A 25,375-nucleotide genomic window follows, 5' to 3' on the forward strand; every position below is an offset into this window, starting at 1 on the left:
AAACATCTTCCTAACATCAGATTGTTGACAATCAGTCGCGGTGCTCCGTAGGTTTCCTGACAGCCGACTACGAGGGGGCACTCAATGTCGATCTTTCTGAGCCGTCGCACGCTCTTCGCCGTGAGCGCGGGCGTCGCGGCTGCGGGCGCACTGGGCGCCTGTACGACCACCACCCCGGGTGGCCCCGCCGGCCAGCCGGCCGGTGATCTTCTGGAAACCGCGCGCAAGCAGGGTTTCCTCCGGGTGGCGATCGGCAATGAACCGCCCTACACCAAGCTGGAGGCCGACGGCAGCGTGACCGGCTGCGAGCCGGACGTGCTGCGCGCGGTCGCCAAGCTGCTGGACATCCCGGAGATCCAGGGCATCGTCACCCCGTACGAGTCGATGATTCCGGGCCTGCAGGCGAACCGCTGGGACGTGATCGCCGCAGGCCTGTTCATGAAACAGTCGCGCTGCGCGGAGGTGCTCTACTCCGAGCCGGTGATCGTCTCGACCGAGTCCTTCGGCGTACCGTCGGGAAACCCGAAGAACATCACGACCATCGCCGACATCAATGCCAATCCCGATCTCAAGATCGGCGTCATTCCGGGCGGGTTCGAGGAAGGCATCCTGAAGTCGGCCAAGGTGCCGGAGTCCCAGCAGGTCCAGGTCGACGACGGACGATCCGGGGTCGAGGCGCTCAAGGCCAAGCGCTGCGACGCCTTCTTGTTGCCCACATTGTCGCTGGAGTCCCTGATCGGCGAGGATGCGGCATTCGACATCACCGAACCGATCGCCGACGCCCCGCGGACCGGCTCCGGTGCGGCGTTCCGGAAGGCCGATGCCGCGTTCCAGCAGGCGTACAACGAGAAGCTCGCCGAGTTCAAGGCGACGCCCGAGTTCGCCCAGATCGAGGAGAAGTGGGGCTTCGACCCGGCCGCCGTCGAGGGTGTCACCGCAGAAGAGCTCTGCCGAAACGAGGGGTGACGCGACGCCATGAGCGTCGTGCTCGAATACCTGCCGCTGCTGTTGCGCGGCCTCGGGATGACCCTGCTGATCACCGTGCTCGGCGGGATCCTGACGATCATCGTCGCGTTCACCGCCGGCCTCGCCCGGCTGTCGTCACACGCGTGGGTCAGGATTCCGGCCGGCGTGTTCGTGGAGGTGTTTCGCGGCACCTCGATGCTGGTGCAGTTGTTCTGGTTCTTCTTCGCCCTGCCGTTCTTCGGCATCCAGCTCGCCCCGTTGACCGCGGCCGTGCTGGTGCTCGGCCTGAACGAGGGCGCGTATGCCTCCGAGGTCGTCCGGGGGGCGATCAAGTCGCTGCCCAAGGGGCAGACCGAGGCGGCGATCGCCTGTGGCATGCCGGCCGGCAAGCGGATGCGACGGATCCTGATCCCGCAGGCCGTCCCGATCATGTTGCCGCCGATGGGCAATGTGATGGTCGATCTGTTGAAGAACACCTCGCTGGTCTCGTTGATCACCGTTCTCGACCTGACCTTCGCCGCCCAGCAGGTGCGGACCTCCACCGGTGAGTCGTTGACCGTCTTCGGCGTGATCCTGGTCGTCTACTTCCTGCTCAGCATGCTGATCAGCGCGCTCACCGCGATGCTCGAGCGCCGGTTCTCCCTCGACCGGCGCGACATCCCCAAGGTGCGCCTGCTCGACGTGCTGGGCCGCAACCGGACGGTCGCGCCATGATCTGGGACAACCAGTTCGCGATCTCGATCATCCCCACGCTGCTGCGCGGGCTGGTCACCACCGTGCAGATCACCCTGCTCGGCACGGCGCTGGCCGCGGTGCTCGGCCTGGTCGTCGCCATTCTGCGCTACCTGCGGATCCCGGTGCTCAGTCAGGTGTTGACGTTCGGTGTGTTGTTCGTCCGGGGTACGCCGCTGCTGGTCCAGGCGTACTTCGCCTTCTTCGTGCTGCCGAACTTCGGCATCTCGTTCTCCGCGCTCGTCACCGGAGTGCTGGTGATCGGGATCAACTACAGCGCCTACCTGGCCGAGGTGTACCGCGCCGGTATCGAGTCAGTGGCCAAGGGGCAGTGGGAGGCGGCGACCGCGCTCAACCTGCCGCGGGCCAGGGTGTGGTTCCGGATCGTGCTGCCGCAGGCCTTCCGCACGGTGGTGCCGATGCTCGGCAACTACCTGATCATGATGTTCAAGGACTCGGCCGTGCTGTCGGCGATCACGGTCATCGAGCTGATGGCGACGGCGCAGCGGATCGGTATCAGCGAGTTCCGCTACCTCGAGCCGTTCACCATCGCCGCCATCTTGTACTTCCTGGTCAGCTATCCGTCCTCGCTGATCGTCAATCGACTGGAGGCCCGCCTTGCCACCCAACAATGACCGAGCAGCGCGTGGGCCCGCGGCCGGAGAACCGATGATCAGCTTCTCCAACGTGACCAAGGCATTTGGCCAGCATGTCGTGCTGAACGAACTCGATTTCACCGTCGCGCCGGGGGAGAAGGTGTCGATCATCGGCCCGTCCGGGTCGGGCAAGACCACCATCCTGCGGATCCTGATGACGTTGGAGTCGCCGACCAGCGGGCAGGTACGCGTCGACGGCGACGAGCTGTGGAACCTGCGGGCCGGCCAGAAGCCGCGCGAGACCGCGGCGATGCGGCGTACCCGCAGTCGGATCGGGATGGTCTTCCAGCAGTTCAATCTCTTCCCGCACATGACCGCCCTGGAGAACGTGATCGAGGCGCCGGTGCACGTCCAGGGCAAGCCGAAGGCCGAGGCCACATCGAGCGCCATGGAGCTGTTGGAGATGGTCGGACTGAGCGAGCATGCCCGCAAGCGGCCCGGTCAGTTGTCCGGCGGCCAGCAGCAGCGGGTCGCCATCGCGCGGGCGATGGCGCTGCAGCCGCGGGTGATGCTCTTCGACGAACCCACCTCCGCGCTCGACCCCGAGCTGGTCGGCGGCGTGCTGAACGTGATCCGCGATCTTGCCCACAGCACCGACATGACGATGCTGCTGGTCACCCACGAGATGCGGTTCGCCCAGGAGATCTCCGATCGTGTGGTGATGTTCGACCATGGCGCCGCCATCGAGGACGGCCCGCCGTCGCAGATCTTCGGCAACCCGACCCAGGAGCGAACCCGCCAGTTCCTGCACGCCGTGCTGGAGGCCTGAGCCTCCCCGCCGCCCCGGGCTCCCCGCCGCCGCACCCGGGCTCTCCGTCGCCGCACCCGGGCTTCCCGTCGCCGCACCCGGGCTTCCCGTCGCCGCACCCGGGGCTTCCCGCCGCCGCACCCGGGCTCTCCGTCGCTGCACCCTCGCCTCGAATTGTTTCCGTAGTTATGCCCGCTATCCGGCACGGATAGCGGGCATAACTACGGAAACAATCGGCTGGGGGAGGTGGGGGGAGGTGGCGAGGTCGGAGGGGAGGTGGCGCGGTCGGAGGGGAGGGGGGGCGGATCGGAGGGGTCAGCGGATGCCGACGATCACCCGGTCGTCGCCGCACTGCCAGACCTGGCCGACCTCGGCGCAGCCGCCCTCGCGCAGCGCCGCCAGGTAGTCGCCGACGGTCGCGGGCGACGAGACGTGATGGCCGAGGTCGGTACGCTCGCGCGCCGCCCACAGCTCGGCCAGCTCCGGCGCCTCCGAGGCCGCCTGCCACCACTCCTGCCAGCCCTCGCCCGGCTGCTCGCCGCGGCGCGTGCGGGCCGTCGCGCCGACCTCGCGGAGCAGTGCGTCGAAGCGGTCGGTCCGCTCGTAGAGGTGGTCGCCGTCGACGAACACCCCGCCGGGCGCGAGCGCCCCGGCAGCGGTGCGGAGCAGTTCGCGCAGGGCGGTCGGGTCCAGCCAGTGCAGCGCGGTGGTGGAGACGAAGGCGTCGGGCGCGCGGTGCAGCCCGAGCCGGTCGAGCCACCCCGCCTCGCCCAGGTCGCCTGTGACCGCGCGGAAACGCCCGCCGAACTCGTCGCGGTACGCCGCCTCGGCCAGCCCCAGCAGCAGCGGGTCCTGGTCGATGCCGATCACCTGGGCGCTCGGCAGCCGACGCAGCAGCCGCGCCGCGAGCGAGCCGGGGCCGACACCGAGGTCGATGATCAACGGATCGGGACGCTCGATCGCGTGGGCGAGAACGTCGCCGATCACGGCGAAGCGCTCCTCCCGGTCGGCGAAGAAGGTGGCCTGCTGGGCGTCCCAGCGGTCGAGCCAGGCGCGGGCCCGGTCGGGGGACAGCTGCGTGATCGTCTGCGTCATGGCGACCATCCTGTCCGGGGCCGCACCAGGGCGGTAGCTCGGACATCTGGCGTACCGGCCATAGGATCGTCCTATGAGCGCGACGCCGAGCGTGGATGACCTGCGGCTGATCGCGTCGATCGCCGAGACGGGGTCGATCGGCGCGGCGGCCCGCATGCTGCGCATCGCGCAACCCTCGGCCAGCCAGCGACTCGCGCGGATCGAGCGGCGGTGCGGGGCGTTGCTGTTCACCCGCGATGCGACCGGGGCGAGCGCCACCGCGGCGGGGGCCGAGCTGGCTGCGCTCGCGAACCGGGTGCTCGGCGAACTGGACGGGGCCTATGCCGCGGCGCTCGGGGCCGCGGCCGATCGGCGCCCCAGGATCGGCGCGATCGCCGCGATGGCCCCGAGCGTGATCCCGTCGTTCGAGAGCCTGCTCGGCCGGCCGATCACTCCCTTGGTCGATCATGGTCCGCGGCTGATCGAGCTGGTCGCCGAGGAATGCCTCGATGCCGCCATCGTCGCGATCGCCGACCAGGTCACGCTGCCCAGGCGGGTGATCAGCCACCGGCTCGGCGAGGACCGGTTGGTGCTGCTCCGCGCGGCCGGTACGCCGCCGCCGGGTCGCGGGCGCCGGGCGTACCGCGGCCATCGCGTCGTGCACAGCACCTACGACCGGATGGGGCCGGTGGTGCAGGAGCGGCTGATCGGGCTGGGCGCCGACGCCGAGCCGGGCGCGACGCTGCCGACCACGCTGGCGATGGTGCGCTGGCGCGGCTGCCTCGGGGTGGTGCCGCGCAGCGCGCTCGCTCACGACCTGCACGAGGGCGAGGTGATCAGCGAGCTGCCGTTCGCCGCCCGGGTGCGGGTGTCGCTGATCACCGGCCGCGAGCCGGGGGACGAGCTGCGCGGCCTGCTCGCCGACCTCGGGCGCTGGCTGCACCTGACGAACTGATCAGTCCAGGCAGAACTCGTTGCCCTCGGGGTCGCGCATGATCAAGTGGCCCAGGCCGAACCCGTCCGGCTCGCGCCGGTCAGTCCGGGCGCGGCCCGCAGGTCGAGGTGCACGCGGTTCTTGGCCGTCTTCGGCTCGGGCACCCGCTGGAAGAACAGGCGCGGCGTCACCCCGCCGGGATCGATCACCGCGGAGCGGGAGTTGTGCTCGGATATCGGTACGCCCCAGGCGGTGAGCGCCTCGGCCCAGGAGGCGAAGCCGTCGGGCGGCGGCTGGACCGTGCCGCCCACGGCGTACGCCCAGAACTCCACGAGTGCGCCCGGGTCGGCGCAATCGAAGGTGACCTGTACCTCGACGCCCATGATCAGTTCTTCTTCCGATGCGTCCACAGGTCGCGCAGCAGCGCGATCTCCGCGCCGTGGTGGATGACCTCGCGGTTGATGTGCAGCACCAGCGTGGCCATGGTCTGGTCGGCATGCGGCCCCTCCGTCTCGCCGGCCGGCTGCCACAGGCCCTCCTCGCCGAGGCCGGCGACGCCCGCCTGCCACCGGGCGTACCCCTCGTCGAGCTGGTCCAGCGCGGTCGCGGCATCGGGAGCGTAGTCCCAGCCGAAGTAGTCTGCCGGCGGCCCCTCGAAGTGCCCGGCGTTGCGCATGCCGAAGACGCCGACGATCAGGTGCCCGAGGCGCCACGCGATGGTGGTCAGCGGCGGTGGGCTCGGCTCGGGGAGGGCGAAGTCGATCACCCACGCGCCGCTGCCGGCCTGCATCGGCGTGCGGTCCTGTTCGCGGGGGTGGGCGGTCCAGGCCCCCGGCGCGGGCTCGAACAGGTACTCCTCGTCGGTGAGCCCCGCCAGCCGCGGGCGGAGCTGGTTGGTCCAGTGCCAGTCCAGTTGTTCGCGCAGTGTCGCGTTCACGTTGCTCATGGTCCGATCGTGCCGCGCCAACAGGACTGATTCGGTCCGCACGGCGGCTAGGTTGGCTGCATGGCCCGCACCACCGAGCGCGTCCTGCAACTGCTCGGGCTGCTGCAACAGCGTCCCGTCTGGTCCGGCCCCGAGCTGGCCGAACGGCTCGGGGTCACCACCCGCTGCATCCGGCGCGACGTGACACGGCTGCGCGAGCTGGGTTACCCGGTGCACGCCGCGCACGGCGCGGCCGGGGGCTACCAGCTCGGTCGCGGGCGCACCCTGCCGCCGCTGCTGCTGGACGATGCCGAGGCCGTCGCCGTCGCGGTGGCGCTCGCCCAGACCGCGGGCGGCAGCGTCGCCGGGGCCGGCGAGGGCGCGGTCGGCGCGCTCGGGAAGCTGGACCAGGTGCTCCCGCCGCGGCTGCGGGCCCAGGTGCGGGCGATCTCGGAGGCGACGAGCGTGCACCCGGTCGCCGCCCGCATCGACGCCGACGACCTGCTGGCGCTGGCGCGGGCGTGCCGGGAGCGGCTGCGGGTGCGATTCGGCTACACGGCCCGCGACGGGACCGAGTCCGACCGCGAGGTCGAACCCATCCGGCTGGTCGACCTCTCGGGCTACTGGTACCTGATGGCCTTCGACCGCGATCGCGACGACTGGCGTACCTTCCGGCTGGACCGGGTCGGCGCGATCCGGGTGACCACCTGGCAGTTCCCGCCACGTGATCATCCGGACCCGCTGGAGTGGGTACGCCATTCCGTCGCCGAAAGCCCTTATCCGCAACAGATCCGGGTCATCCTCGACTGTTCGGCCGAGCGCGGCGCCGCCCTGGTTCCTCCGCGCGCCGGCACCATCACGCCCATCGACGACGGGCACTGCGAGCTGGTTCTCGGCCGGCTCGATCTTGGTTGGGAGGCGATGCATCTGGTCGCCCTCGGCGTCGGCTTCCGGGTGATCGATCCGCCCGAGCTGGTGCATGAGTTGCGACGCCTGGCCGCCCGGATGCTCGAGGCCGCCGAGCGATCGTGAGTCGCGGCGTACCGCAGGCGCGGGCCGAACCGGCAGGTGCGGGCCGAGTATCGTTCGCGGGTGCCGGTTGGGTTCGCGGATGGGACAGTCAGCCCGTCCTCCCGGCGACCTAGCGGCCGCCGCCGAGCAGCTCGCGGGCCAGCCGATCGTAGCGATCGGTGGCCTCGACCAGCTCGGCGATGCCGACGGACTCATCGACCTGATGCGCCTGGTCGTTCAGCCCGCCCGGGCCGAGGATGATGCAGTCGATGCCGAGGTCGCGGGCGACGAAGCCGCCGTCGCAGGCCGCGCTCCAAGCGCCCGGCGTACCGCCCGCAAGCCGTACCAGCGGATGATCGGCCGCCGTCCGGAACCCCGGCATCTCCATCGCGACAACGACCTCGACGCCGATCCCGTCGCCGGTGATCCCGGCCGCATCGATCCGGTCCGCCAGCTCGGCGGCGAGCACGCCGGCGTCCTCGTCCGGCATCAGCCGCCGGTCGAGCTGCAGCAGGCAGTCGGGGGCCACGATGGAGACGCCTCGGCCGCCGCTGATCATGCCGCTGCTCCAGGTGCCGTGACCGAGCAGCGGGTCGGGCGATGCGGCCAGCCGGCGCTGGTCCTCGGCGACCAGCGCCAGCACCCGGCCGGCGGCGTCGATGGCATTGCGCCCGTCGCTGGGGCGCCCTGAATGCGCGGGTACGCCGGTGATCCGCACGTCGAGGTAGCTGTCGCCGCGGCAGGCGATCACCGTCTCCAGATCGGTCGGTTCGGCGACCACGCAGCCGAGATAGCTGCCCGGCAGGCCGCGGCGTACCAGCTCCCGGATGCCGAGGCCGGTGTCCTCCTCGTCGACGGTGCAGGCGAGGGTGACCGGGCCGGACAGCCCGGCGCCACGCAGCCGGTCCATCGCGATGATCACCGCGGCCAGGCCGCCCTTCATGTCGGTCGCGCCGCGGCCGAAGATCCGCCCGCCGGCCACCTCGCCGCCGAACGGCTCGCGCGTCCAACCGGGCCCGGCGGGCACGACATCGGAGTGGCCGAGGAAGAGCAGCCCGGGGCCGTCGCCGCCGGGCAGCGTGGCGATCAGGTTCGGGCGACCGGACGCCACCTCGATCAGCTCGACACCGATCCCGCGCGCGGCGCAGGCGTCGGCGAGCACGCGTACCGTCTCCGCCTCCGTGCCGCCCGGGTTCTCCCCGCCGGCGGCGATCAGGCTGCGCGTCAGCTCGACCAGCGGCTCGGTCATCCCACCCGCCCGGGCCGCTCGTCCAGCTCGGCGCGCGCCCGGTCGAGCGCCGTCGTCAGCCGGTCGACGCCCTCGACGATGCGTTCGGGGGTGGTGGAGGCGAAGCACAGGCGCAGGGCGTCGCCGAACCGCCCGGCCGGGGAGAAGGCCGGCCCGGGGATGTAGGCCACCCCCTCGGCCAGCGCGATCTCGAACAGCCGGTTCGCCTCAATCTCGGCGTCGGCACCCTGCAGCGTCACCCAGCAGAAGAACCCACCCTCGGGTTCGGTCACGGTGATCCGGTCGCCGAGTCGCTCGGCGAGCGCGCCGCGCAGGGCGGCAAGGCGCTCGGCGTAGGTGATCTTCAGTCGCTGCAGGTGATCGGACAGCCCGCCGCGGCCGATGAAGTCGGCGACCAGGTGCTGGTTGGGCACGTTCGTGCAGGTGTCCATCGCCTGCTTGGCGTTGATCAACAACTGCCGCAGCGACGGATCGGCCTCGACCCAGCCGACTCGCAGCCCGGGCGCAAGGATCTTGGAGAAGGTACGCACGGAGAACACCAGCGGGTCGTTGCCGGACAGCTCGCCGAAGCCCGGCAGGTCCTCCCCGGCGAAGCGCAACAGGCCGTAGGGGTCGTCGTCGATGATCACCGCGCCCCACTCGCGCGCCAGCTCGATCAGGCGTTCGCGGCGGGCGACCGACAGGGTCACCCCGGACGGGTTCTGGAAGTTGGGGATGGTGTAGATCGCCGCGGGGGTACGCCCGGCGCGCTCGACCGCCTCGGCGAGGGCGTCCACGTCGAGCCCGTCGGCATCCATCGGCGCCTCCAGCAGCTCGGCGCCGTAGGACAGCGCGGTGGCCGAACCGTTGGTGTAGGTGGGCGACTCGACCACGACGAGATCGCCGGGGGTGATGAACAGCTTGCCGGCGAGATCCAGGCCCTGCATGCCGCCGGAGGTGATCACGATCCGCTCGGGGTCGACCTCGGCGCCGAGGCCGTCGGAGACCGCCTCGATCAGCGCGGGCTCTCCCTCGGTCGCGCCGTAGGTGAACGACGACGCGTCCCAGGCGCTGCCGGCGGCGTCGATGAACTCCTTGACCGGCATCGCCTCGTCGGCCGGCGCGCCCATCGCGAACCGCACGATGTCGTGGCTCTGCGCGGCGAGCAGCGAGGTGGAGGAGTCGATCACCGAGCCGACGAGCTGGCCGGCCCGGTCGGCGAGGGGGATCCGGGGATCGACGCCGCGGGCGGGCCCATCGGCGCGGTCGTCGGTGCGTCGCTTCGATGCCATGATCACTCCTTCGTCAGTAGGCCGCGGGGGAAGTCGGTGAAACATTCCACGCCGTCGTCGGTCACGCGTACCGATTCCGAGGCCTCGTATCCGTAGCCCTTCATCCACATCCCGCAGATCACGTGGAAGGTCATGTTGTGCGCCAGCACGGTGTCGTCGGAGGGGCGGATGCTGACGGTCCGCTCGCCCCAGTCCGGCGGGTACGCGATGCCGATCGAGTAGCCGAGGCGGCTCTCCTTGGCCAGCCCGCGCCGGCGCAGGACCGCGTTCCAGGCCTCGGACACATCGCGGACCGGCACGCCGGCGGCCATCGTGTCGAGCACGGCGGCCAGGCCCTCGGCGACCGCCTCCTCGGTCTGGCGCATCCGGTCCGACGGGCGGCCGAGGACGATCGTGCGAGCCAGCGGGACGTGGTAGCGCCGGTGCGCGCCGGCCAGCTCGATCGCCACCGCGTCGTCGGCGACGAAGCGGCGGTCGGTCCAGGTCAGGTGCGGGGTGTCGGCGGCCTCGCTGGTCGGCAGCATCGGCACGATGGCGGGATAGTCGCCCCAGACCTCGTCGGTGCCGCCGATCTGGGCGGCGCTGATCGCCGCCGCGACGCGGTGTTGCGGTACGCCGACATCGATCGCCTCGATCGCGGCGGTCATCGCCGCCGTGGTGATCTGCGCGGCGCGGCGCAGCACGTCGATCTCGGTGTCGGACTTGATCACGCGTACCCAGTTGACCAACTCGGCGGAGTCGACCAGCTCGCGGCCGGGCAGCGCGGCGCGCAGCGCGAGGTAGGCCTTCGGGCTGAAGAAGTGGGTGTCGAGCTCGAGGCCGATCCGCGAGCCGGGCGCGATGTCGGCCGCGAGCCGCTCGCCGACCCAGTCGAACGGGTGCTCGGCGTCGCGGTGGACGTAGCCCTCCGGGTAGCCGACCACCTGATCGGCGGGCAGCCAGCTGGTCCGGGTGGCGCCGTGGGCATCCATCGCGCGCGCATAGAAGATCGTGTCGCCGTCCAGCGGCACGTAGAGCAACTGCGGGGTGTAGAACGACCATGCGTCGTAGCCGATCAGGTAGAACAGGTTGGCCGGGTCGCTGATCAACAACACGTCCAGCCCGGCGTCGGCCATCCGCCGCCGGACCGCGGCCATCCGCGCGGAGTACTCCGCGTCGCTGAAGGTGTAGAGGTTCATTTGCCGAGCACGTCGGCGAGCGCCGCGCCGAAGCGCTCGACGCCCGTCGCGATCTCGTCGGAACTCACCACCAGCGCGGGGATCAGCCGGACCACGTTGCCCTGGGGCCCGCAGGTGAGCGACAACAACCCGTGGCCGGTGGTGGCCTGCTGCACGGCGAGCGCGCTCTCCGCGTCCGGGCTGCCGTCGTCGTTGCTGAACTCGACGCCGAGCATCAGCCCGAGGCCGCGCACGTCGCCGATGCCGCGGCCGGCCTTGATCGGGTAGTCCTCGGCGAGCTTGCGTACCCCCGCGAGCAGCTCCTCGCCGCGGACCCGGGCGTTCTCGACCAGGCCGTCTCGTTCGATCACCCGCAGCGTCGCGACGCCCGCGGCGGCCGACACGGCGTTGCCGCCGTAGGTGCCGCCCTGGGATCCCGGCCACCCCTTGCTCATCAGGGATTCCGGCGCGGCGATCGCGGAGATCGGGAAGCCGGAGGCGATGCCCTTGGCGGTGATCAGGATGTCCGGGGTAGCGGTCGAGTACTGGTGGCCCCAGAACTTTCCGGTACGCCCGACGCCGGTCTGCACCTCGTCGATGATCAACACGATGCCGTGGGCGTCGGCGCGCTCGCGCAGGCCCTCGAGGAACGCTGGCGGGGTCGGCAGGTAGCCGCCGTCGCCGAGCGCGGGCTCGATCAACATCGCGGCGGTGTCGGCCGGCGCGGTGCGGGTGGCCAGCAGGTAGTCCAGCTCGCGCAGCGCGAACTCCACCGCGGTGTCGGTGTCCCAGCCGTAGCGGTAGGCGTACGGGAACGGCGCCATGTGCACGCCCGGCATCAGCGGCGACCAGCCGGCGGAGAACTTGGTGCCGGCGGTGGTCAGGCTGGAGGCGGCGGCCGTCCGCCCGTGGAAGCCGCCCTGGAAGACGACGATGTTGGGCCGGCCGGTCGCCATTCGGGCCAGCCGGATCGAGGCCTCGACGGCCTCGGAGCCGGAGTTGGCGTAGAAGACCGAGTCGAGCCCGGCCGGCAGCACCTCGCCCAGCTTCTCGGTCAGCTCGAGCAGCGGCTGGTGCATCACCGTCGTGTACTGGGCGTGGATGATCTTGCCGACCTGTTCGCGGGCGGCCGCGACGACATCGGGGTGGCAGTGGCCGGTGCTGGTGACGCCGATGCCGGTGGTGAAGTCGAGGTAGTCGCGACCGTCCGTGCCGTGGATCCAACTGCCCTGGGCGTGGTCCACGACGACGGGGGTTGCCTGCTTGAGGAGAGGACTGAGGGCGGCCATGCCGCCATCGTCCGGGGGCAATTGCAGATTGTCAACAATCAAGCTGTTACGGTGCCCGGGTGACCACCGCAGTCGTGCTGACGCGCCCCGAGTTGGGCCCGCCGCCGAACGAGGCCGCCCTGTCCGAACTGGTCGAGCTGAGGTACGCCACGGCCGCTGAACTGCCCGGCGCGATCGCGGGCGCGGAGGTCTGTTTCCTGTGGGACTTCTTCTCCCCGGCGCTGCGGGCGGCGTGGCCGCGCGCCGACCGGCTGGCGTGGGTGCACGTCGCCGCGGCGGGGGTGGACGCGATCCTGTTCGACGAGCTGCGGGATTCGTCGGTGGTGTTGACCAATGCGGCCGGGTTCTTCGACCAGCCCATCGCCGAGTTCGTCGCCGCCCAGGTGCTCGCCGAGACCAAGCAGTTGTACCTGAACGCCGAGCTCCAGTCCGAGCGCCGCTGGGAGCACCGGGAGACCGATCGGGTCGGCGGGCGGCGCGCGCTGGTCGTCGGCACCGGCGGCATCGGCCGGGCCTGCGCGCGGCTGTTGCGCGCGCTGGGGATGGAGGTACGCGGCGTCGGTCGCGTGGCGCGCGCGGAGGACCCCGACTTCGGCGAGGTGGTGGCCTCCGATGATCTTGCCGCCGCGGTCGACGGCGTCGATCACCTGGTGCTGGCGGCGCCGTTGACGGCCGGTACGCGGGGGATGGTCGACGCGCGCGTGCTGGCGGCGCTGCCGTCCGGCGCGCAGTTGATCAACATCGGTCGGGGCGAGCTGATCGACGAGGCGGCGCTGATCACCGAGCTGGCGAGGGGCCGGATCTGCGCCGCGCTGGACGTGTTCGCCGTCGAACCGCTGCCCGCGGAGAGCCCGCTGTGGGCGATGCCGAATGTTCGCGTGAGCCCGCACCTGTCCGGCGACGTGCGCGGTTGGCGTACCGGTCTGGCGGAGCAGTTCGAGGCCAACCTACGCCGCTGGCTTGCCGGGGAGCCCCTGGCCGGGGTGGTCGACAAGGCCGCTGGCTATGTGCGGCGCGACCCGCGCTAGAAGGTGTGCTCGCGGTCGGGGAAGGTGCCGGCCGCGACATCGGCGGCGTAGGCCCGCGCGGCAGCGTGCAGGGTGGCGTGCAGATCGGCGTACTGCTTGACGAACCGGGGCAGGCGCCCGGTGCGCAGACCGGCCATGTCCTGCCAGACGAGCACCTGGGCGTCGCAGTCGTTGCCGGCGCCGATCCCGACGGTCGGGATGGTCAGGGCCTGCGTGACGGCGTCGCCGACCGCGCCGGGGACCATCTCCAGCACCACCGCGAAGGCGCCGGCCCGCTCCAGGGTGCGGGCGCTCTGCACGAGCTCGTCCGCGCGGTCCTGGCCGCGTCCCTGTACGCGGTAGCCGCTCAGGGCGTGCTCCTTCTGCGGTGTGAAGCCGATGTGTGCCATGACGGGGATGCCGGAGCGGGACAGCAGGTCGACGTGGTCGGCGATCTCGACCCCGCCCTCCAGCTTCACGGCGTGTACGCCGGCCTCCTTCATGAATCGGGTGGCGGTGCGCAGTGCCTGCTCCGGTGAGGCCTGGTAGGACCCGAAGGGCAGATCGGCGATCACCAGCGCCCGGGAGGCGGAGCGGCTGACGGCGCGGGCCAGCGGGATCAGCTCGTCGACGGTGATCGCCAGGGTGCTGTCGTGGCCGTAGACGTTGTTCCCGGCCGAGTCGCCGACCAGCAGGGCCGGGATGCCGGCGTCGTCGAAGATCGCCGCGGTGTAGGTGTCGTAGGAGGTGAGCATCGCCCACTTCTCGCCGCGCTCCTTCAGCTCCTGCAAATGGCGCAGCCGCACCCGGCGCGCGGGGGCGGGCGGCTCGGGAGCGGCGTAGGGGGCCGTGGTCTCGGTCATGGTGTCCTCTCGTCAGCGTCCCCGATGATGGCGCGCGAGGAGCGGCCGAGTCTCCCGATCAGCCGGGCTGCGGCATCGCGAGCAGCTTCACCTCGAGGAACTCCTCGATGCCCTCCTTGCCGCCCTCGCGGCCCAGGCCGGACTGCTTGATCCCGCCGAACGGCGCGGACGGGTTGGACACCATGCCCGTGTTCAGGCCGACCATGCCGACCTCCATCGCATCGCTGACCCGGAAGGCGCGCGCGACGTCGGTGGTGAACAGATAACCCGCCAGCCCGTACGGGGTGGCATTGGCCATCGTGATCACCTCGTCCTCGGTCTCGAACGGGATCACCGCCGCGACCGGGCCGAAGATCTCGGTCTCCATCAGCTCGGCGTCCTTGCTCACCCCGGACAGCACGGTCGGGTTGTAGAAGAAACCCTTGCCCTCGGGGCGATCGCCGCCGGTGATCACCTTCGCGCCCTTGTCGATCGCGTCGGTGACCAGCGTCTCGACCTTGTCCAGCGCCTTGCGCTCGACCAGGGGGCCCACCTGCGTACCCTCGGCCGACCCGTCGCCCACCTTCAACTGCTGCATCCGCTCCGCGACCCGCCTGGAGAACTCCTCGGCGATGCCCGCCTGGGCGTAGATCCGGTTCGCGGCCACGCACGCCTCGCCCATGTTGCGCATCTTCGCCGCCATCGCACCCTCGACGGCGACATCAAGATCGGCGTCGTCGAACACGATGAACGGCGCATTGCCGCCGAGCTCCATTGACGCGCGCATCACGTTCTGCGCGGCCTGGCCGAGCAGGTGCTTGCCGACCGCGGTCGAGCCGGTGAAGCTGACCTTGCGCGCCTTGCCGCTCTCCATCCATGCCGTCACCACCGAGCCCGGGTCGGTGGTGTTCACGACATTGAGTACGCCCTCGGGCAGGCCCGCCTCGACCAGGACCTCGACCAGCGCGAGCGAGGTCAGCGGCGTCAGGTCCGCCGGCTTGAACACCATGGTGCAACCGGCCGCCACCGCCGGGCCGATCTTGCGCGTACCCATCGCCAGCGGGAAGTTCCACGGCGTCACGAGTACGCAGGGCCCGACCGGCTGGCGCTGCACGAGGAACCGCGTCTTGCCGTCGGGGGAGAGCGTCTGGTCGCCCGAGATGCGCACCGCCTCCTCGGAGAACCACCGGAAGAACTCCGCGCCGTAGACGACCTCGCCCTTCGCCTCGGCCAGCGGCTTGCCCATCTCGGCGGTCATGATCGCCGCGATGTCGTCGGCGCGCTCGATCAGCAGGTCGTACGCCCGGCGCAGGATCTCCCCGCGCTCGCGCGGCGCCGTCGCCGCCCACGCCTGCTGCTTGGCCGCCGCCGCGTCCAGCGCGGCCCGGGCGTCCTCGGCGCCACCGTCGGCGACACTCGCCAGCACCTCCTCGGTCGCGGGATTGATCACCTCGAACGTCTTGCCCGATTGCGCGGGCACCCACGTCCCGTCGATGAACAGGTCCGTGTTGAGCTTGGTGACTGCCGTCGGTGTCGTCATCGTCCCCTCCGTGGCGGTTGGTCGGCCTCCACGCTACTCCGGGCCCGACGCACCGCGCGGTCCGGGTCGCGCGCCGAGACGCCGCTCAGGCGCCGCGGAACAGGGCCAGCAGCCGCGCCGTCTCCGCGGCCATTGCGTCGCGGGCCGGGCCGAGGTACTTGCGGGAGTCCACCAGCTCGGGGTTGCCCGCCAGCGTCTGGCGTACCGCACCGGTGAACACCTTGTTCAGGTGCGTCGAGACGTTGATCTTGGTCATTCCCGCCCGGATCGCCGCGACCAGCGTCTCGTCGGGTACGCCGGACGAGCCGTGCAGCACCAGCGGTACGCCGGCCGCCTCGCGCAGCCGGCCGATCAGCTCCAGATCGAGCACCGCGCTGCGCTCGGTCATCGCGTGCCTGCTGCCGACGGCGACGGCGAGAGCGTCCACCCCGGTCGCCGCCACGAACTCGCGCGCCTGGTCCGGGTCGGTCAACACCCCCGGCTCGTGCGCGCTGCGCCCCGGCAGATCCTTGCCGCCGACCTCGCCCAGCTCCGCCTCGACGGCGACGCCGTGATCATGGGCGAGGTCCACCACCCGGGCCGTCGCGGCGAGGTTGTCGGCGTGCGGCAGCCGCGACCCGTCATACATCACCGAGCCGAACCCGGCGGCCACCCCGGCCCGGGCCAGCGCCTCGTCCTCTGCATGATCAAGATGGACGGCGACGTCCACCCCCGCCTCCCGCGCGACCTCGAGTGTGGCCAGCGCGATCGGGGCCAACCGTCCGCCGTGGTACTTCACGCAGTTCTCCGAGATCTGCAGGATCACCGGCAGGCCGGCAGACTCCGCACCCGCGACCAGCGCCTCCGCCGACTCCAGGTGCAAGACGTTGAACGCGCCGATCCCCGCGCCCTGTGCGCGGGCGGCGTTGATCAACTCGAGGGTCGGTCGCAGGGGCATCGGTCAATTCTCCTCGACAACGCGGATCCGGGCGGGGGCGGTCAGCGGGCCGAGCTCGCCGGCCACGGGCGCGAGCACCGCGGCCGACGACCACTGCACCGCCGTGCGGGCCAGCCGCTCGTCGTCCCAGTCCGAACACAGCGCCACCGCGGCGGCCGCCACCGCGGCGTCCCCGGCGCCGGTCGGGTTGCCGCGCAGCCGCTCCGGCGGCCGGGCCACCAGCGCGCCCCGCCGCCCCTTGGTGAACAGCGCCAGCCCGTCCGGCCCGGCCGAGACGAGCGCCCGCGCGCCCTCGTCCGGTGAGCGGTCCAGCAACGCCCGGACGGCCGTCGCCAGGTCCGACTCACCGGTGGCCTCGCGTACCTCCTCGGCGTTCGGCTTGACCAGGTCCGCGCCCGCGGCGACGGCGTCCAGCAGCGCCGGCCCGGAGGTGTCGACGATGCAGCGGGCGCGGGAGGCGCGGGCGTACTTGATGATCTCGGGAAACAGGTTGCGCGGGGGATCGGGCGGCAGGCTGCCCGAGACCACCACCACCCGCGGGGCGTACTTGGCCATGGACCACTTCAGGCAGTCGTCCAGCTTGGCCCACTCGGCCCGGCTGATCGGTACGCCGTACTCGTTGAGCACCGTCGCCTGGTCGGCCGCCGTGTCCACCAGCGCGATGCTGCGCCGGGTGGGGCCGGTGACCTGGACCAGCTCCGGGGTGACGCCGCTGGCGCGGAGCTGGTCGCCGAACTGGGCCAGGTGCAACTCGTCGACAGGCGCGATGGCGACCACCGGGCGCCCCGCGCGCGCCACCACCCGCGCGACGTTCAGGCCCTTGCCGCCCGCGCGTACCTCGGGGGCGCGCACCCGGTGCGTCTCGCCCGGGCGCAGCGCGACCTGATAGGTCTCGTCGACGGCCGGATTCGGCGTCAGCGTCAACACCCCGTTCACGTCGGCCCCCGATCCTTGCGTGGCAGTGCGGTCAGGCCAAGCAAATCAGTGCCGAGGATCGCCGCGCCCCACAACCCGGCATCCGGCCCGAGTTGCGCCGCGACGACCGCTGGCCGGCGATGGAAGGAGAGGGCGCCGTGCAGCCGCGCGGTCAGCGGGTCGAGCAGCGCCGGGCCGGCCGCGGCGAGGCCGCCGCCGATCACGATCAGTTCCGGACCGAGCACGGCAACACAGTGCCGAAGGGCGTGGGTCAGGGCATCGATGGCCGCGTCCCAGGCGCGGCGCGCGGCGGCACCGGCGCGGGGATCGTCGAGCAGGGCCGCCACCTCGCGTGCCCCGGCGGCCGCGATGCCGGACTCCGCGCTGAACCGGCGGGCGATCGCCGCGGCCGAGGCCACCGTCTCCAGGCAGCCGGTGGCGCCGCAACTGCAGGGGCCGCCGCCCGGGACGGGGGCGTGGCCGATCTCCCCGGCGTACCCGCCCGCGCGCAGGCGGTGCCCGTCCACGAACGCGACCCCGGCGATGCCGGTGCCGATCGGCAGGACCAGCACGTTGTCGACGCCGCGCGCCGCGCCGAGTCGGCGCTCCGCGACGCCGACCGCCGCGATGTCGTGGCCGAGCGCGACGGGCAATCCGGTGGCGGCCGCGAGCCGGTCACGCAGCGGCTCCTCGCGCAGGCCGAGGTTGGCGGCGAACCGGACCACGCCTGCCGCCTCGTCGACGATCCCGGGCACCACGACGCTGATGGCGTCGGCGTCGGCGGCCAGCTCGGCGATCAGCGCGGTCAGGTCTGTGGCGCGGTCGGTGCCCGGTACGCCCGGCGTGGGCACCCGGCGTACCCCCGACAGGCCCGCGTCGGTCAGCAGGCCGGCCTTGACGTCGGTGCCGCCGATGTCGAAGACCGCCAGCCGCTCGCCCTCGCGCGGCCCCTCGGAAGTGTTCACGAGGGCCGATTCTGCTGGGTTCGGGCGCCGAGCGCGACTACGCCTAGGCGCGCCGTTCAGGTCAGGTTGGCTCGCGCGTCAGAAAAGACCTCGTTCCACACCTTCAATGCCTGGCCCATCGATGGTCGGCGCAGGCAGGTCGGCATCTGGGAGGAGCCAGCGCAATCCGAGTGTGGCGAACGCGGCGAGAAGTTCGGGGTGGGTCGGCGTCAGATCGAGCGCTTGCTGCTGATCAATGCAACGTGGCGGCCGATTGATGCTTCGTTCGAAAATGGCCCAGAGGGTGAGGTCGCTGCCGTGCCGCGAGGTGTAGCGGATTCCGTCAAGATCAGTTGAGCGGCACAGACGAGTGGCGATCGCTTGGGTCAGGGGCCGGGCTGCGGCGTCGTTGAGCGCGGATACGTCGAAATCGTTCAATCCCAGTTCAGTCGCTCTGGTTGCGAAGGAGGGGCGCAGGGTCGCGATGGTGGTCGAGGTCGTGACATCGCAGAAGGCTCCGGTGAGGGTAGCGGTTCCGGCGACTCGGTTGTCGAGCCAAGAAGGATCGACATCGCCCGCGGGTGTCGTCGGAAACTGCTCGACATCCTCTGGATCGGCGACGATGGCCGCGATTTCCTCGGCGAGCTGTGGATCTGGACGTAATGGCGCGAGCAGTTCGACGAAGCAGGAATAGAGGCTCGCGCCGGCATAGATCGACCGGAAGGTGCCGTCGAGATCGTCCCAGCGCCCGTCGAAGTGGTGCCCGGTCGCCCACTTCCAGTCCGTCCATGCCCACGGATCCGGGGCGTTGCCGACGCGCCAGATGCCCTGCTCGGCCGGTTCGGCGAGAGTGAGGGGCATCCAGGCCTCAGGCAGCGGCGAAATGGCGGGCCGCGCCAAGGACGCGCTCACCGATCTCGTCGATATCGCTCTCGCGGAGAATTCGTGCGGGCGCGATGTCACCGAGATCCGGGTTGAGTCCTTGCATCCAGGCCTGGACGACTCGGGAGCCGTGGCGGTCACCGAGGATGGTGCTGATCTGGTGGCTGAGGCGAAGTCGCTGTACCACCGCTGCGCTCGGCTCGCGTTCGCCGTGGGCCCACTGCCGAACCGCGCGCGTTTCCTTCACCCCCGCGATATATGCGACGAGGGTGGCGCCGAGCCGGTCCCGGAGCTCCTCGGTGAGGCTTGCGACCGGAAGTGTGACGGATTCCTTGTGGGCCCGCTGGTCCAGAGTGGTGACCATGCCCCCATCATGCCACGGATGCGTCACGATCACACCTCGAATCACACCCCAGAAAGCCGCTTGCTCCACACGGTTTCCAGCAGGCCCGGCCGGTAGCCCATCGCCAGGTTGATCGCGAGCATCCACTCGTTCTCGCCCGCGTTCCAGGTGTGGATCCGGGCGATCTGCGGCCGGTGGGCGGCGACCAGGTCGAGATTGGCGAGCTTGATCGCCAGCCCGAGCCGGTGCCCGCGGTGCTCGGCGCGGACCAGCGTCTCGGCCTGGTAGCCCACCGCGGGCTTGTCCGGCGGAACCTCGATGATCGTGAACGCGGCCAGCCGGCCCGAGCCGATGTGTTGGGCGACCGTGGTGAAGGCGGTCCGCCCGCCGGCCGCGGCCCGCGCCTCGCGCCGGCGTACCCGATCCGCGTCCCACACCTCCTCCTGATAGCCGAGCTCGGCGTGCGGCACGTCGACGCTCATCCGGGTGAACAGCTCGGCGATCTGATCGACGTGTTCGGCCGGGGCGGCATCTCGCCAGCCCAGCAGGCGATAGCCGCCCGAGCGCTCGTCGGCATCGCGCTGCAGCCTCTCGCGTACCCCAGGATCCAGCGGCACGGGCTGGGTCGACATCCGCTCGGCCTGCTCCAGCCGATAACCCCGGCCCAGCGCGAACGCGACCGGCGGGCTGTCGCGCGGCGCCCGGCCCACCCCGGTCGGCGGCAGCACGGCGCCCGGGCCCTCGGCCCCGTCGGGGTGTTCGGCAAAGCCCAGCATGCGGGTACGCCCGCGCGCCCGCGCGGCATCCTCCGCGGCCTGCGCGAGCGCGCTTCCCAGACCGGCGCGCCGATGCCCCGGCACGATCTGCACCGTCGTCTCGGCGGTCTCGACGTTCTCCCGCAGCGGGTAGATGACCTCGGCGGCACCGAGCGCGGGGCCTCCCGGCTCGGCCCGGATCAGCAACAGCTCACGGGCCTTGTCGGACTGGTCGGCGAACCGCGCGCGACGGGCCGCGGCGGAGTCGGCGAGATCGTCGTTGCCGTGGGTCTCGATCAGCACGGCCCGGTCGATCGCGGCCACCTCGTCGAAGGCGCCCGCCCCGCCGGGGTCGGGTGTGGTCACGCGGTCGATGTGCACCATGGATGCATGGTGGCCCGCGCCCCGATGCCCCCGCCACCAGATTTCCCGATCCGCGAGGATGGTCGGCATGATCATCGAGACACCGCCGACCGATCGGACCGCGCCGCGGCTGGGCGTCAACTACACCCCGAGCCGGGGTTGGTTCCACTCCTGGCTGGACTTCGATCCGGCCGCCGCGGCTCGCGACCTGGACGCGATCAGCGCCCTGGGCGTCGATCATCTCCGGGTGCTGCCGCTGTGGCCGATCCTGCAGCCGGACCGGACCATGATCAACACCCGCGCGGTCGCCGATCTGCTGGCGCTGACCGACCTCGCCGCCGAGCGCGACCTCGACGTCTCGGTCGAGGTCTTGCAGGGCCACCTGTCCAGCTTCGACTTCCTGCCGGCCTGGGTCGGTAGCTGGCACCGGCGCAATGTCTTCACCGATCCCGACGTGGTAGCAGCGCAGGCGCGGTTGATCGACGTCCTCGGCCGCGAGCTGGCCGGCCGCCCGAACGCGCTCGGGCTGGGCCTGGGCAACGAGTTCGGCCAGTTCGCGGCGGCACGGCACCCCTCGGCGTACCCGCTGGACACCGCCGGTGCCGGCGCCTGGCTGGACGCCTTGCTGGGCGCGGCCGGGCGGGTCTGGCCGACCGGCCTGCACCAGGCCAATTTCGACGACGACGTGTGGTTCGCCGACGATCACCCGTTCACCCCACGGCTCGCCGCGAGCCGCGGGGCCCTGACGGTCGTCCATGCGTGGGTGTTCGGCGGCGTCGGACGGCGCTACGGCGCCGATCATCCGGCGCTGGCACAGTTCGCGCGCTATCTGGTCGAACTGGCGCGGGCCTGGTCGCCGCCGGGGCGCGGGGTCTGGCTGCAGGAGGTCGGTGCCCCGCGTGCCGCCCACGACGGGCGCCCGCTGGTCGCCGACGCCGAGGCGTTCCTCACCGACACGGTCGGCGCGCTCGCCGACGCCCCCGATCTGTGGGGCATCACCTGGTGGGCCAGCCACGACGTGTCCCGCGACCTGGCCGACTTCCCGGAGTTGGAGTACGGCCTCGGGTTGATCGATGCCGACAATCGGCCGAAGCCGATCGGCCGTGCGCTGGCCGAGCAGGCGCCGCGGATCCGCGCCGCGCGGCCGGCCCCCGCGGCCGGCCCCGTGGTCGAACTGGCGCTTGCCGAGGACGGCTCGGATCGCTCCCTTGGCGGGCCCGAGAGTGACGCGTTCGACGCCTGGCTGACCGAGCGGCTGGCCGGTCGAGCGCCCCGGCTGCGACTCTCGACGCACTAGGCTGGGTCCATGAGCGGCGATCTGCCCATCTCGAGCAAGTACCGCAGCACGCCCACCGCGCCGGTGGACGACGCCGAGCGGGAGCGACTGACGCGGCAGCTCAACGATGCCTACACCCGCGGGCAGCTCGACGCCGACGACTACCAGCAGCGCCTCGACCGGCTCTATGCCGCCGGTTCGCTGGGCGAGCTGGTCCCGGTGGTCGAGGGGTTGCCGCCGCTGCCGACCCACGCCGAGCCGGCGATCGTCGCGCAGTCGGGCCAGCCGGGGGAGGTCGGCGGCCCCCCGCGCGGCGCCGGTTTCAGCCGGGTTGCGCTCGGTGTGATCGTCGGGTCAGTCGCCCTGCTCGTCTTGTTGATCTTGTTGTTGATCATCTTCTAACGCCTTGCGCACGCTGCCGTCGGCGGCGCCCAGGCGCTCCCGCGCGGCCTCGGCATCGCCGCCGGTGAGCAGGCTGACGATCGCTGTCTTCACCTCACCGCCGGCAGCGGCCAGCGCCCGCTCGGCGTCGCCGTGATCATGGCCGGTGGCCTCCCGGACGATCCGGTTGGCGCGGGCCCGCAGCTTGTCGTTGGTGGCGGCCACGTCGACCATCCAGGCGCCGTAGGTCTTGTTGTTCATGATCATCGCCGCTGTGGAGATGATGTTCAGCGCGATCTTCTGCGAGGTGCCGGCCTTCATCCGGGTGGAGCCCGACACCACCTCGGGCCCGGTCAGCAACTCGATGCCGACCTCGGCGGCCGCGGCCACGGCGGTGCCGTGGTTGTTGGTGATGCCGACGGTCGGCGCGCCGCGCTCGGCGGCCGCGGTGAGGGCGGCGACCACATAGGGGGTACGACCGGAGGACGCGATGCCGATCACCAGGTCGGCCGGCCCGATCGCCAGGCGCTCGATGTCGGCGCGCGCCGCCTCCTCGTCGTCCTCCGCGCCCTCGATCGCGGCGGTCATCGCCTGTTCGCCGCCCGCCAGCAGTGCCACGAAACGGCCAGGATCCACCCCGTAGGTAGGCGGGATCTCGGCGGCATCCAGCGCGCCGAGGCGCCCCGGCGTACCCGCGCCGACGTAGACGATCCGCCCGCCGCGCGCGTACGCCTCCGCCGCCATCCGCGCCGCCGTCGCGAGCTGACCGTGCGCGGCGCGCATGGCCGCTGGTACCGACGCCTCGGCATCCAGCAGCACGTCGACCAGGCGGGTACTGGAGAAGGTGTCGAGATCGGCAAGATCGCGGCGTACCTGCTCAGTGCCCAGCCGGTCCACCGAACCGTCGGAGACCTCCGAGCGCTCGCCGGGCTCGGCCGCCGGGCCGATCAGCATCTCCCGGTGCGGCGCCGGCGCGCCCGAGGCCAGCAGCAGCGCCCCGTCCAGCGGCGTGCCCTCGCCGCGGACCACCTCGCGGCCGCTGGCGCCGGCCAGCTCGGCCAACAACAGCTCCGAGCCGGACAGGCCACCGGTCACCGCGACCGGCCCGTCGCCGGCGCGCTCGATGGTGCCCGCCAGCGCCTCGGCGGCCGCCGTCACCAGCTCACGCGCCGCGGCATCGCCCTCGGCGGCGAGGCCCAACACGTCGGGGGCGAAGGCGGCGGTGGCGCGGGCGGGCGTACCGCTTGCGGCGAGCGTGCGCGGCAACCGGGCCAGGTCGCCGAACCGTGCCCGGGCCGCATCCAGCAGCGGGCCCAGGTCGTAGTCGGCCTCGCGGGAGGCGAGCACCCGCCGCAGCGCCTCGCGCCCCAGCCAGGCGCCGGATCCGTCATCGCCGAGCCAAGGGCCCCAGCCGTCGAAGATCCGCAGCTCCCCGCGGGCCGAGACGTTGATCACCACCGCGCCGGTGCCGAGCGCCGCGACGGTGCCGGACCGGCCGCCCAGCGCGCCGGCGTGGGCGATCACCGCATCGCTGGTCACCGTGACCTCGGTGCCCGGCAGTTCGGCCTCCAGCCGGGCGGCGAGTTCGGCCGCGGCCTCCGGCGCGGCGGCCGCGCCCGCGGCCCCACAGACCAGCGAACCGGCAAGCTGGCGCTGCGCCGCTGGCAACGCCTCCCGGACGGTGAGCACCGCGCGGACGGCCTCGGCGATGCCGCCGGGCTCGGCAAGTCCGGGCGCACCCGGCCCCGAGACGACCACCGGCCGCTCGTCGACCACCGCCAACCGGCACCCGGTCTTGCCAAGATCAATTCCGCTGTACACGGCCTCCAAGCTAACAGCGGCGGCCCGCGAACCCCCGGCGTTCGGGTCCGGGTCGGCTCGCGATTTCCGGGGCTGGTGGGCCGCGTGGGATCATCGACGCCGTGGAGGAGGCCTTCGTCGACCGGCTGGGTTGGGTACGCGACGGTGCCGCGCTCACCGGATCGGGCGGCTGGCGGCTGGCCTTCTCCGGCCGCGACCGGCTCGCCCGGATGGACGCCGTGTGGCAGCGGCTGGCCGACCGCGATCGCGGCCCCGCCCCGCTCACCGCCTTCCTCGCCGCCACCTTCGACGACTCCTCGGCGCTGCCGAGCGTGCTGCGCGTCCCGCGGTCGGTACGCCGCGGCGAGACCGCGTGGGAGCAGGCCGTCGACGCCGGGTTGCTCGCCGAACTGGCCGCGGCCGACGATGGGTTGACGGTCGGGCTCGCGGGTGAGGAGATCCGGGGACTGGCCGCACCGGGGGAGAGCGCCGGCCGGGCGGGGCACCGCCGGCTGGTCGAGGCGGCGCTCGGGGCGATCGCCGACGGTGCCGCGGACAAGATCGTGGTCGCGCGGGACGAGTACGTGCGTGCCGACGACGCCCATTGCGTCCGCGCGCTCGAGGCGTTGGCCGCCAGCTATCCGCAGACCTGGACATTTGCCGTGGACGGTCTCTTCGGCGCGACGCCGGAGCTGATGATCGCCCGGCAGGGGGACCGGTTCCGGACCCGGGTGCTGGCCGGCACCGCGGGCGATGCCGAGACCCTGCTGGGCGATCCGCGCCGGGTGGCCGAGCACCGACTGGCCGCCGACGCCGTGCTCGGCGAGCTGGCCGGGCTGGCGGTGCTGGACGACGAGCGGCCGGCGGCGTACCCGCTGCAACTGCCGAACCTGTGGCATCTGGCCACCGACATCTCCGGCCGCGTCGCCGATCCCGCGTCGTCGCCGCTGCGGTTGATCACCGCGCTGCACCCGACGCCGGCGGTGGCCGGCGTACCGACCAAACGGGCCGTGGAGTTGATCAACGAGTTCGAGCCGCGGGACCGGGGAAGGTACGCCGGGCCGGTCGGCTGGATGGATGCGGCCGGCAACGGCGAGATCGGGCTGGCCCTGCGCTGCGGCCAGCGCGAGCCCGACGGCGTGCGCTGCTATGCCGGCGGCGGCATCGTCGCCGGCGCCGACCCCGAGTGGGAGTACGCCGAGACCGAGGTCAAGCTCCAGCCCATGCGCCGGGCCCTTAGGGTGTAGGAAAGGAGTCCTGGAGGTCTGTTGCGATGATCGGAATTTCCCGTCCAGTGATCGCCGCAGTCGCCTTGATCATGCTGGGTGCCGTGATCGGCGGTTCCGGGGCGGCGCAGCGGGATTCGTGGCTCGGCATC

Annotated in this window: 26 protein-coding genes; 10 read left to right on the forward strand and 16 right to left on the reverse strand. The window is 72.0% G+C overall.

Features of this window, described 5'->3' with window-relative positions; genetic code table 11:
* Positions 1-84: 84 nt before the first annotated feature.
* Genes ehuB through ehuA form a run of 4 tightly spaced genes read left to right on the forward strand, consistent with a single transcriptional unit; the run spans position 85 to position 3,123 of the window.
* Positions 85-966 carry an ectoine/hydroxyectoine ABC transporter substrate-binding protein EhuB gene (gene ehuB / locus ACXDC7_RS05955; protein ID WP_179444383.1) on the forward strand — a complete coding sequence of 294 codons (882 nt, stop codon included), beginning with the start codon at positions 85-87 and terminating at the stop codon, positions 964-966.
* 9 nt (positions 967-975) lie between these two features.
* Entirely contained in the window at positions 976-1,680 is a 705-nt protein-coding gene (ehuC, locus tag ACXDC7_RS05960; RefSeq protein WP_179444382.1) for an ectoine/hydroxyectoine ABC transporter permease subunit EhuC, read from the forward strand.
* The gene (gene ehuD, locus ACXDC7_RS05965) at positions 1,677-2,333 is read left to right on the forward strand and encodes an ectoine/hydroxyectoine ABC transporter permease subunit EhuD (protein ID WP_179444381.1); all 657 of its coding nucleotides are present in this window, start codon (positions 1,677-1,679) and stop codon (positions 2,331-2,333) included. Before ehuC ends, ehuD begins: the two co-directional genes overlap by 4 nt.
* Before the next feature lie 34 nt (positions 2,334-2,367).
* Positions 2,368-3,123: an ectoine/hydroxyectoine ABC transporter ATP-binding protein EhuA gene (ehuA, locus tag ACXDC7_RS05970; RefSeq protein ID WP_179444380.1), complete on the forward strand. Its 756-nt coding sequence runs from the start codon at positions 2,368-2,370 to the stop codon at positions 3,121-3,123.
* A gap of 294 nt (positions 3,124-3,417) precedes the next feature.
* Here ehuA and ACXDC7_RS05975 read toward each other — a convergent pair whose 3' ends face one another.
* Positions 3,418-4,197, reverse strand: coding sequence for a class I SAM-dependent methyltransferase (locus ACXDC7_RS05975; RefSeq protein ID WP_459221522.1), 780 nt, complete (start codon positions 4,195-4,197; stop codon positions 3,418-3,420).
* A 73-nt stretch (positions 4,198-4,270) separates the two neighbouring features.
* On the opposite strand from ACXDC7_RS05975, the gene ACXDC7_RS05980 reads away from it, so the two are divergent.
* Positions 4,271-5,131 (forward strand): LysR family transcriptional regulator, encoded by an 861-nt coding sequence (locus tag ACXDC7_RS05980; RefSeq protein ID WP_179444378.1) that lies wholly within the window; start codon positions 4,271-4,273, stop codon positions 5,129-5,131.
* A gap of 41 nt (positions 5,132-5,172) precedes the next feature.
* Here ACXDC7_RS05980 and ACXDC7_RS05985 read toward each other — a convergent pair whose 3' ends face one another.
* Both ACXDC7_RS05985 and ACXDC7_RS05990 read right to left on the reverse strand, forming a co-directional pair.
* Entirely contained in the window at positions 5,173-5,493 is a 321-nt protein-coding gene (locus ACXDC7_RS05985; RefSeq protein WP_246292553.1) for a VOC family protein, read from the reverse strand.
* A 2-nt stretch (positions 5,494-5,495) separates the two neighbouring features.
* Positions 5,496-6,056: a DinB family protein gene (locus ACXDC7_RS05990; protein WP_459221523.1), complete on the reverse strand. Its 561-nt coding sequence runs from the start codon at positions 6,054-6,056 to the stop codon at positions 5,496-5,498.
* 60 nt (positions 6,057-6,116) lie between these two features.
* Here ACXDC7_RS05990 and ACXDC7_RS05995 point away from each other — a divergent pair, with 60 nt between their 5' ends.
* Complete coding sequence (locus tag ACXDC7_RS05995; RefSeq protein ID WP_459221524.1) at positions 6,117-7,067, forward strand: helix-turn-helix transcriptional regulator; 951 nt, start codon at positions 6,117-6,119, stop codon at positions 7,065-7,067.
* Positions 7,068-7,176: 109 nt separating this feature from the next.
* Here the strand turns inward: ACXDC7_RS05995 and ACXDC7_RS06000 are convergent, their stop codons facing one another.
* Genes ACXDC7_RS06000 through ACXDC7_RS06015 form a run of 4 tightly spaced genes read right to left on the reverse strand, consistent with a single transcriptional unit; the run spans position 7,177 to position 12,012 of the window.
* A complete protein-coding gene (locus tag ACXDC7_RS06000; protein ID WP_459221525.1) occupies positions 7,177-8,295 on the reverse strand; it encodes a M20 family metallopeptidase in 1,119 nt (372 codons plus the stop codon).
* Positions 8,292-9,566: an aminotransferase-like domain-containing protein gene (locus tag ACXDC7_RS06005; protein WP_179444374.1), complete on the reverse strand. Its 1,275-nt coding sequence runs from the start codon at positions 9,564-9,566 to the stop codon at positions 8,292-8,294. Before ACXDC7_RS06005 ends, ACXDC7_RS06000 begins: the two co-directional genes overlap by 4 nt.
* 2 nt (positions 9,567-9,568) lie before the next feature.
* Positions 9,569-10,744: a M24 family metallopeptidase gene (locus tag ACXDC7_RS06010; RefSeq protein ID WP_459221526.1), complete on the reverse strand. Its 1,176-nt coding sequence runs from the start codon at positions 10,742-10,744 to the stop codon at positions 9,569-9,571.
* Positions 10,741-12,012 carry an aspartate aminotransferase family protein gene (locus ACXDC7_RS06015; RefSeq protein WP_459221527.1) on the reverse strand — a complete coding sequence of 424 codons (1,272 nt, stop codon included), beginning with the start codon at positions 12,010-12,012 and terminating at the stop codon, positions 10,741-10,743. Before ACXDC7_RS06015 ends, ACXDC7_RS06010 begins: the two co-directional genes overlap by 4 nt.
* Positions 12,013-12,071: 59 nt before the next feature.
* Here ACXDC7_RS06015 and ACXDC7_RS06020 point away from each other — a divergent pair, with 59 nt between their 5' ends.
* A complete protein-coding gene (locus tag ACXDC7_RS06020; RefSeq protein WP_459221528.1) occupies positions 12,072-13,040 on the forward strand; it encodes a D-2-hydroxyacid dehydrogenase in 969 nt (322 codons plus the stop codon).
* On the opposite strand, the gene panB is transcribed toward ACXDC7_RS06020, so the two are convergent.
* From panB to ACXDC7_RS06060, 8 genes are all read right to left on the reverse strand, one after another.
* Entirely contained in the window at positions 13,037-13,882 is an 846-nt protein-coding gene (panB, locus tag ACXDC7_RS06025; RefSeq protein WP_459221529.1) for a 3-methyl-2-oxobutanoate hydroxymethyltransferase, read from the reverse strand. The genes ACXDC7_RS06020 and panB overlap by 4 nt on opposite strands.
* A gap of 58 nt (positions 13,883-13,940) precedes the next feature.
* A complete protein-coding gene (locus ACXDC7_RS06030; RefSeq protein ID WP_459221530.1) occupies positions 13,941-15,401 on the reverse strand; it encodes an NAD-dependent succinate-semialdehyde dehydrogenase in 1,461 nt (486 codons plus the stop codon).
* Between the two features lie 85 nt (positions 15,402-15,486).
* Positions 15,487-16,338 carry a class II fructose-bisphosphate aldolase gene (locus ACXDC7_RS06035; RefSeq protein ID WP_459221531.1) on the reverse strand — a complete coding sequence of 284 codons (852 nt, stop codon included), beginning with the start codon at positions 16,336-16,338 and terminating at the stop codon, positions 15,487-15,489.
* A gap of 3 nt (positions 16,339-16,341) precedes the next feature.
* Positions 16,342-17,274, reverse strand: coding sequence for a hexose kinase (locus ACXDC7_RS06040; protein WP_179444367.1), 933 nt, complete (start codon positions 17,272-17,274; stop codon positions 16,342-16,344).
* Positions 17,271-18,218 (reverse strand): ROK family protein, encoded by a 948-nt coding sequence (locus ACXDC7_RS06045; protein ID WP_218843703.1) that lies wholly within the window; start codon positions 18,216-18,218, stop codon positions 17,271-17,273. Before ACXDC7_RS06045 ends, ACXDC7_RS06040 begins: the two co-directional genes overlap by 4 nt.
* A gap of 78 nt (positions 18,219-18,296) precedes the next feature.
* On the reverse strand, positions 18,297-19,109 hold the full coding sequence (locus ACXDC7_RS06050) for a hypothetical protein (RefSeq protein ID WP_459221532.1): 813 nt from the start codon (positions 19,107-19,109) through the stop codon (positions 18,297-18,299).
* Complete coding sequence (locus tag ACXDC7_RS06055) at positions 19,066-19,443, reverse strand: hypothetical protein (RefSeq protein ID WP_179444365.1); 378 nt, start codon at positions 19,441-19,443, stop codon at positions 19,066-19,068. The genes ACXDC7_RS06050 and ACXDC7_RS06055 overlap by 44 nt, the downstream gene beginning before the upstream one ends.
* A gap of 41 nt (positions 19,444-19,484) precedes the next feature.
* Positions 19,485-20,561 carry a GNAT family N-acetyltransferase gene (locus ACXDC7_RS06060; protein ID WP_459221533.1) on the reverse strand — a complete coding sequence of 359 codons (1,077 nt, stop codon included), beginning with the start codon at positions 20,559-20,561 and terminating at the stop codon, positions 19,485-19,487.
* A gap of 67 nt (positions 20,562-20,628) precedes the next feature.
* Here ACXDC7_RS06060 and ACXDC7_RS06065 point away from each other — a divergent pair, with 67 nt between their 5' ends.
* A complete protein-coding gene (locus ACXDC7_RS06065) occupies positions 20,629-21,837 on the forward strand; it encodes a glycoside hydrolase 5 family protein (protein WP_459221534.1) in 1,209 nt (402 codons plus the stop codon).
* Positions 21,838-21,846: 9 nt separating this feature from the next.
* Positions 21,847-22,218, forward strand: coding sequence for a DUF1707 SHOCT-like domain-containing protein (locus ACXDC7_RS06070; RefSeq protein ID WP_179444362.1), 372 nt, complete (start codon positions 21,847-21,849; stop codon positions 22,216-22,218).
* Here the strand turns inward: ACXDC7_RS06070 and murQ are convergent.
* Positions 22,171-24,018 (reverse strand): N-acetylmuramic acid 6-phosphate etherase, encoded by a 1,848-nt coding sequence (gene murQ, locus ACXDC7_RS06075; RefSeq protein WP_459221535.1) that lies wholly within the window; start codon positions 24,016-24,018, stop codon positions 22,171-22,173. The two genes, ACXDC7_RS06070 and murQ, sit on opposite strands and share 48 nt — an antisense overlap.
* A gap of 101 nt (positions 24,019-24,119) precedes the next feature.
* On the opposite strand from murQ, the gene ACXDC7_RS06080 reads away from it, so the two are divergent.
* A complete protein-coding gene (locus ACXDC7_RS06080; protein WP_459221536.1) occupies positions 24,120-25,244 on the forward strand; it encodes an isochorismate synthase in 1,125 nt (374 codons plus the stop codon).
* The last annotated feature ends 131 nt before the right edge of the window (positions 25,245-25,375 follow it).

The sequence above is a fragment of the Naumannella huperziae genome (assembly GCF_054073625.1).

Coding starts and splice junctions, on each gene's coding strand:
- ehuB (WP_179444383.1), top strand. CDS start 85: ATGTCGATCTTTCTGAGCCGTCGCACGCTCTTCGCCGTGAGCGCGGGC.
- ehuC (WP_179444382.1), top strand. CDS start 976: ATGAGCGTCGTGCTCGAATACCTGCCGCTGCTGTTGCGCGGCCTCGGG.
- ehuD (WP_179444381.1), top strand. CDS start 1,677: ATGATCTGGGACAACCAGTTCGCGATCTCGATCATCCCCACGCTGCTG.
- ehuA (WP_179444380.1), top strand. CDS start 2,368: ATGATCAGCTTCTCCAACGTGACCAAGGCATTTGGCCAGCATGTCGTG.
- ACXDC7_RS05975 (WP_459221522.1), bottom strand. CDS start 4,197: ATGACGCAGACGATCACGCAGCTGTCCCCCGACCGGGCCCGCGCCTGG.
- ACXDC7_RS05980 (WP_179444378.1), top strand. CDS start 4,271: ATGAGCGCGACGCCGAGCGTGGATGACCTGCGGCTGATCGCGTCGATC.
- ACXDC7_RS05985 (WP_246292553.1), bottom strand. CDS start 5,493: ATGGGCGTCGAGGTACAGGTCACCTTCGATTGCGCCGACCCGGGCGCA.
- ACXDC7_RS05990 (WP_459221523.1), bottom strand. CDS start 6,056: ATGAGCAACGTGAACGCGACACTGCGCGAACAACTGGACTGGCACTGG.
- ACXDC7_RS05995 (WP_459221524.1), top strand. CDS start 6,117: ATGGCCCGCACCACCGAGCGCGTCCTGCAACTGCTCGGGCTGCTGCAA.
- ACXDC7_RS06000 (WP_459221525.1), bottom strand. CDS start 8,295: ATGACCGAGCCGCTGGTCGAGCTGACGCGCAGCCTGATCGCCGCCGGC.
- ACXDC7_RS06005 (WP_179444374.1), bottom strand. CDS start 9,566: ATGGCATCGAAGCGACGCACCGACGACCGCGCCGATGGGCCCGCCCGC.
- ACXDC7_RS06010 (WP_459221526.1), bottom strand. CDS start 10,744: ATGAACCTCTACACCTTCAGCGACGCGGAGTACTCCGCGCGGATGGCC.
- ACXDC7_RS06015 (WP_459221527.1), bottom strand. CDS start 12,012: ATGGCCGCCCTCAGTCCTCTCCTCAAGCAGGCAACCCCCGTCGTCGTG.
- panB (WP_459221529.1), bottom strand. CDS start 13,882: ATGACCGAGACCACGGCCCCCTACGCCGCTCCCGAGCCGCCCGCCCCC.
- ACXDC7_RS06030 (WP_459221530.1), bottom strand. CDS start 15,401: ATGACGACACCGACGGCAGTCACCAAGCTCAACACGGACCTGTTCATC.
- ACXDC7_RS06035 (WP_459221531.1), bottom strand. CDS start 16,338: ATGCCCCTGCGACCGACCCTCGAGTTGATCAACGCCGCCCGCGCACAG.
- ACXDC7_RS06055 (WP_179444365.1), bottom strand. CDS start 19,443: ATGGTCACCACTCTGGACCAGCGGGCCCACAAGGAATCCGTCACACTT.
- ACXDC7_RS06060 (WP_459221533.1), bottom strand. CDS start 20,561: ATGGTGCACATCGACCGCGTGACCACACCCGACCCCGGCGGGGCGGGC.
- ACXDC7_RS06065 (WP_459221534.1), top strand. CDS start 20,629: ATGATCATCGAGACACCGCCGACCGATCGGACCGCGCCGCGGCTGGGC.
- ACXDC7_RS06070 (WP_179444362.1), top strand. CDS start 21,847: ATGAGCGGCGATCTGCCCATCTCGAGCAAGTACCGCAGCACGCCCACC.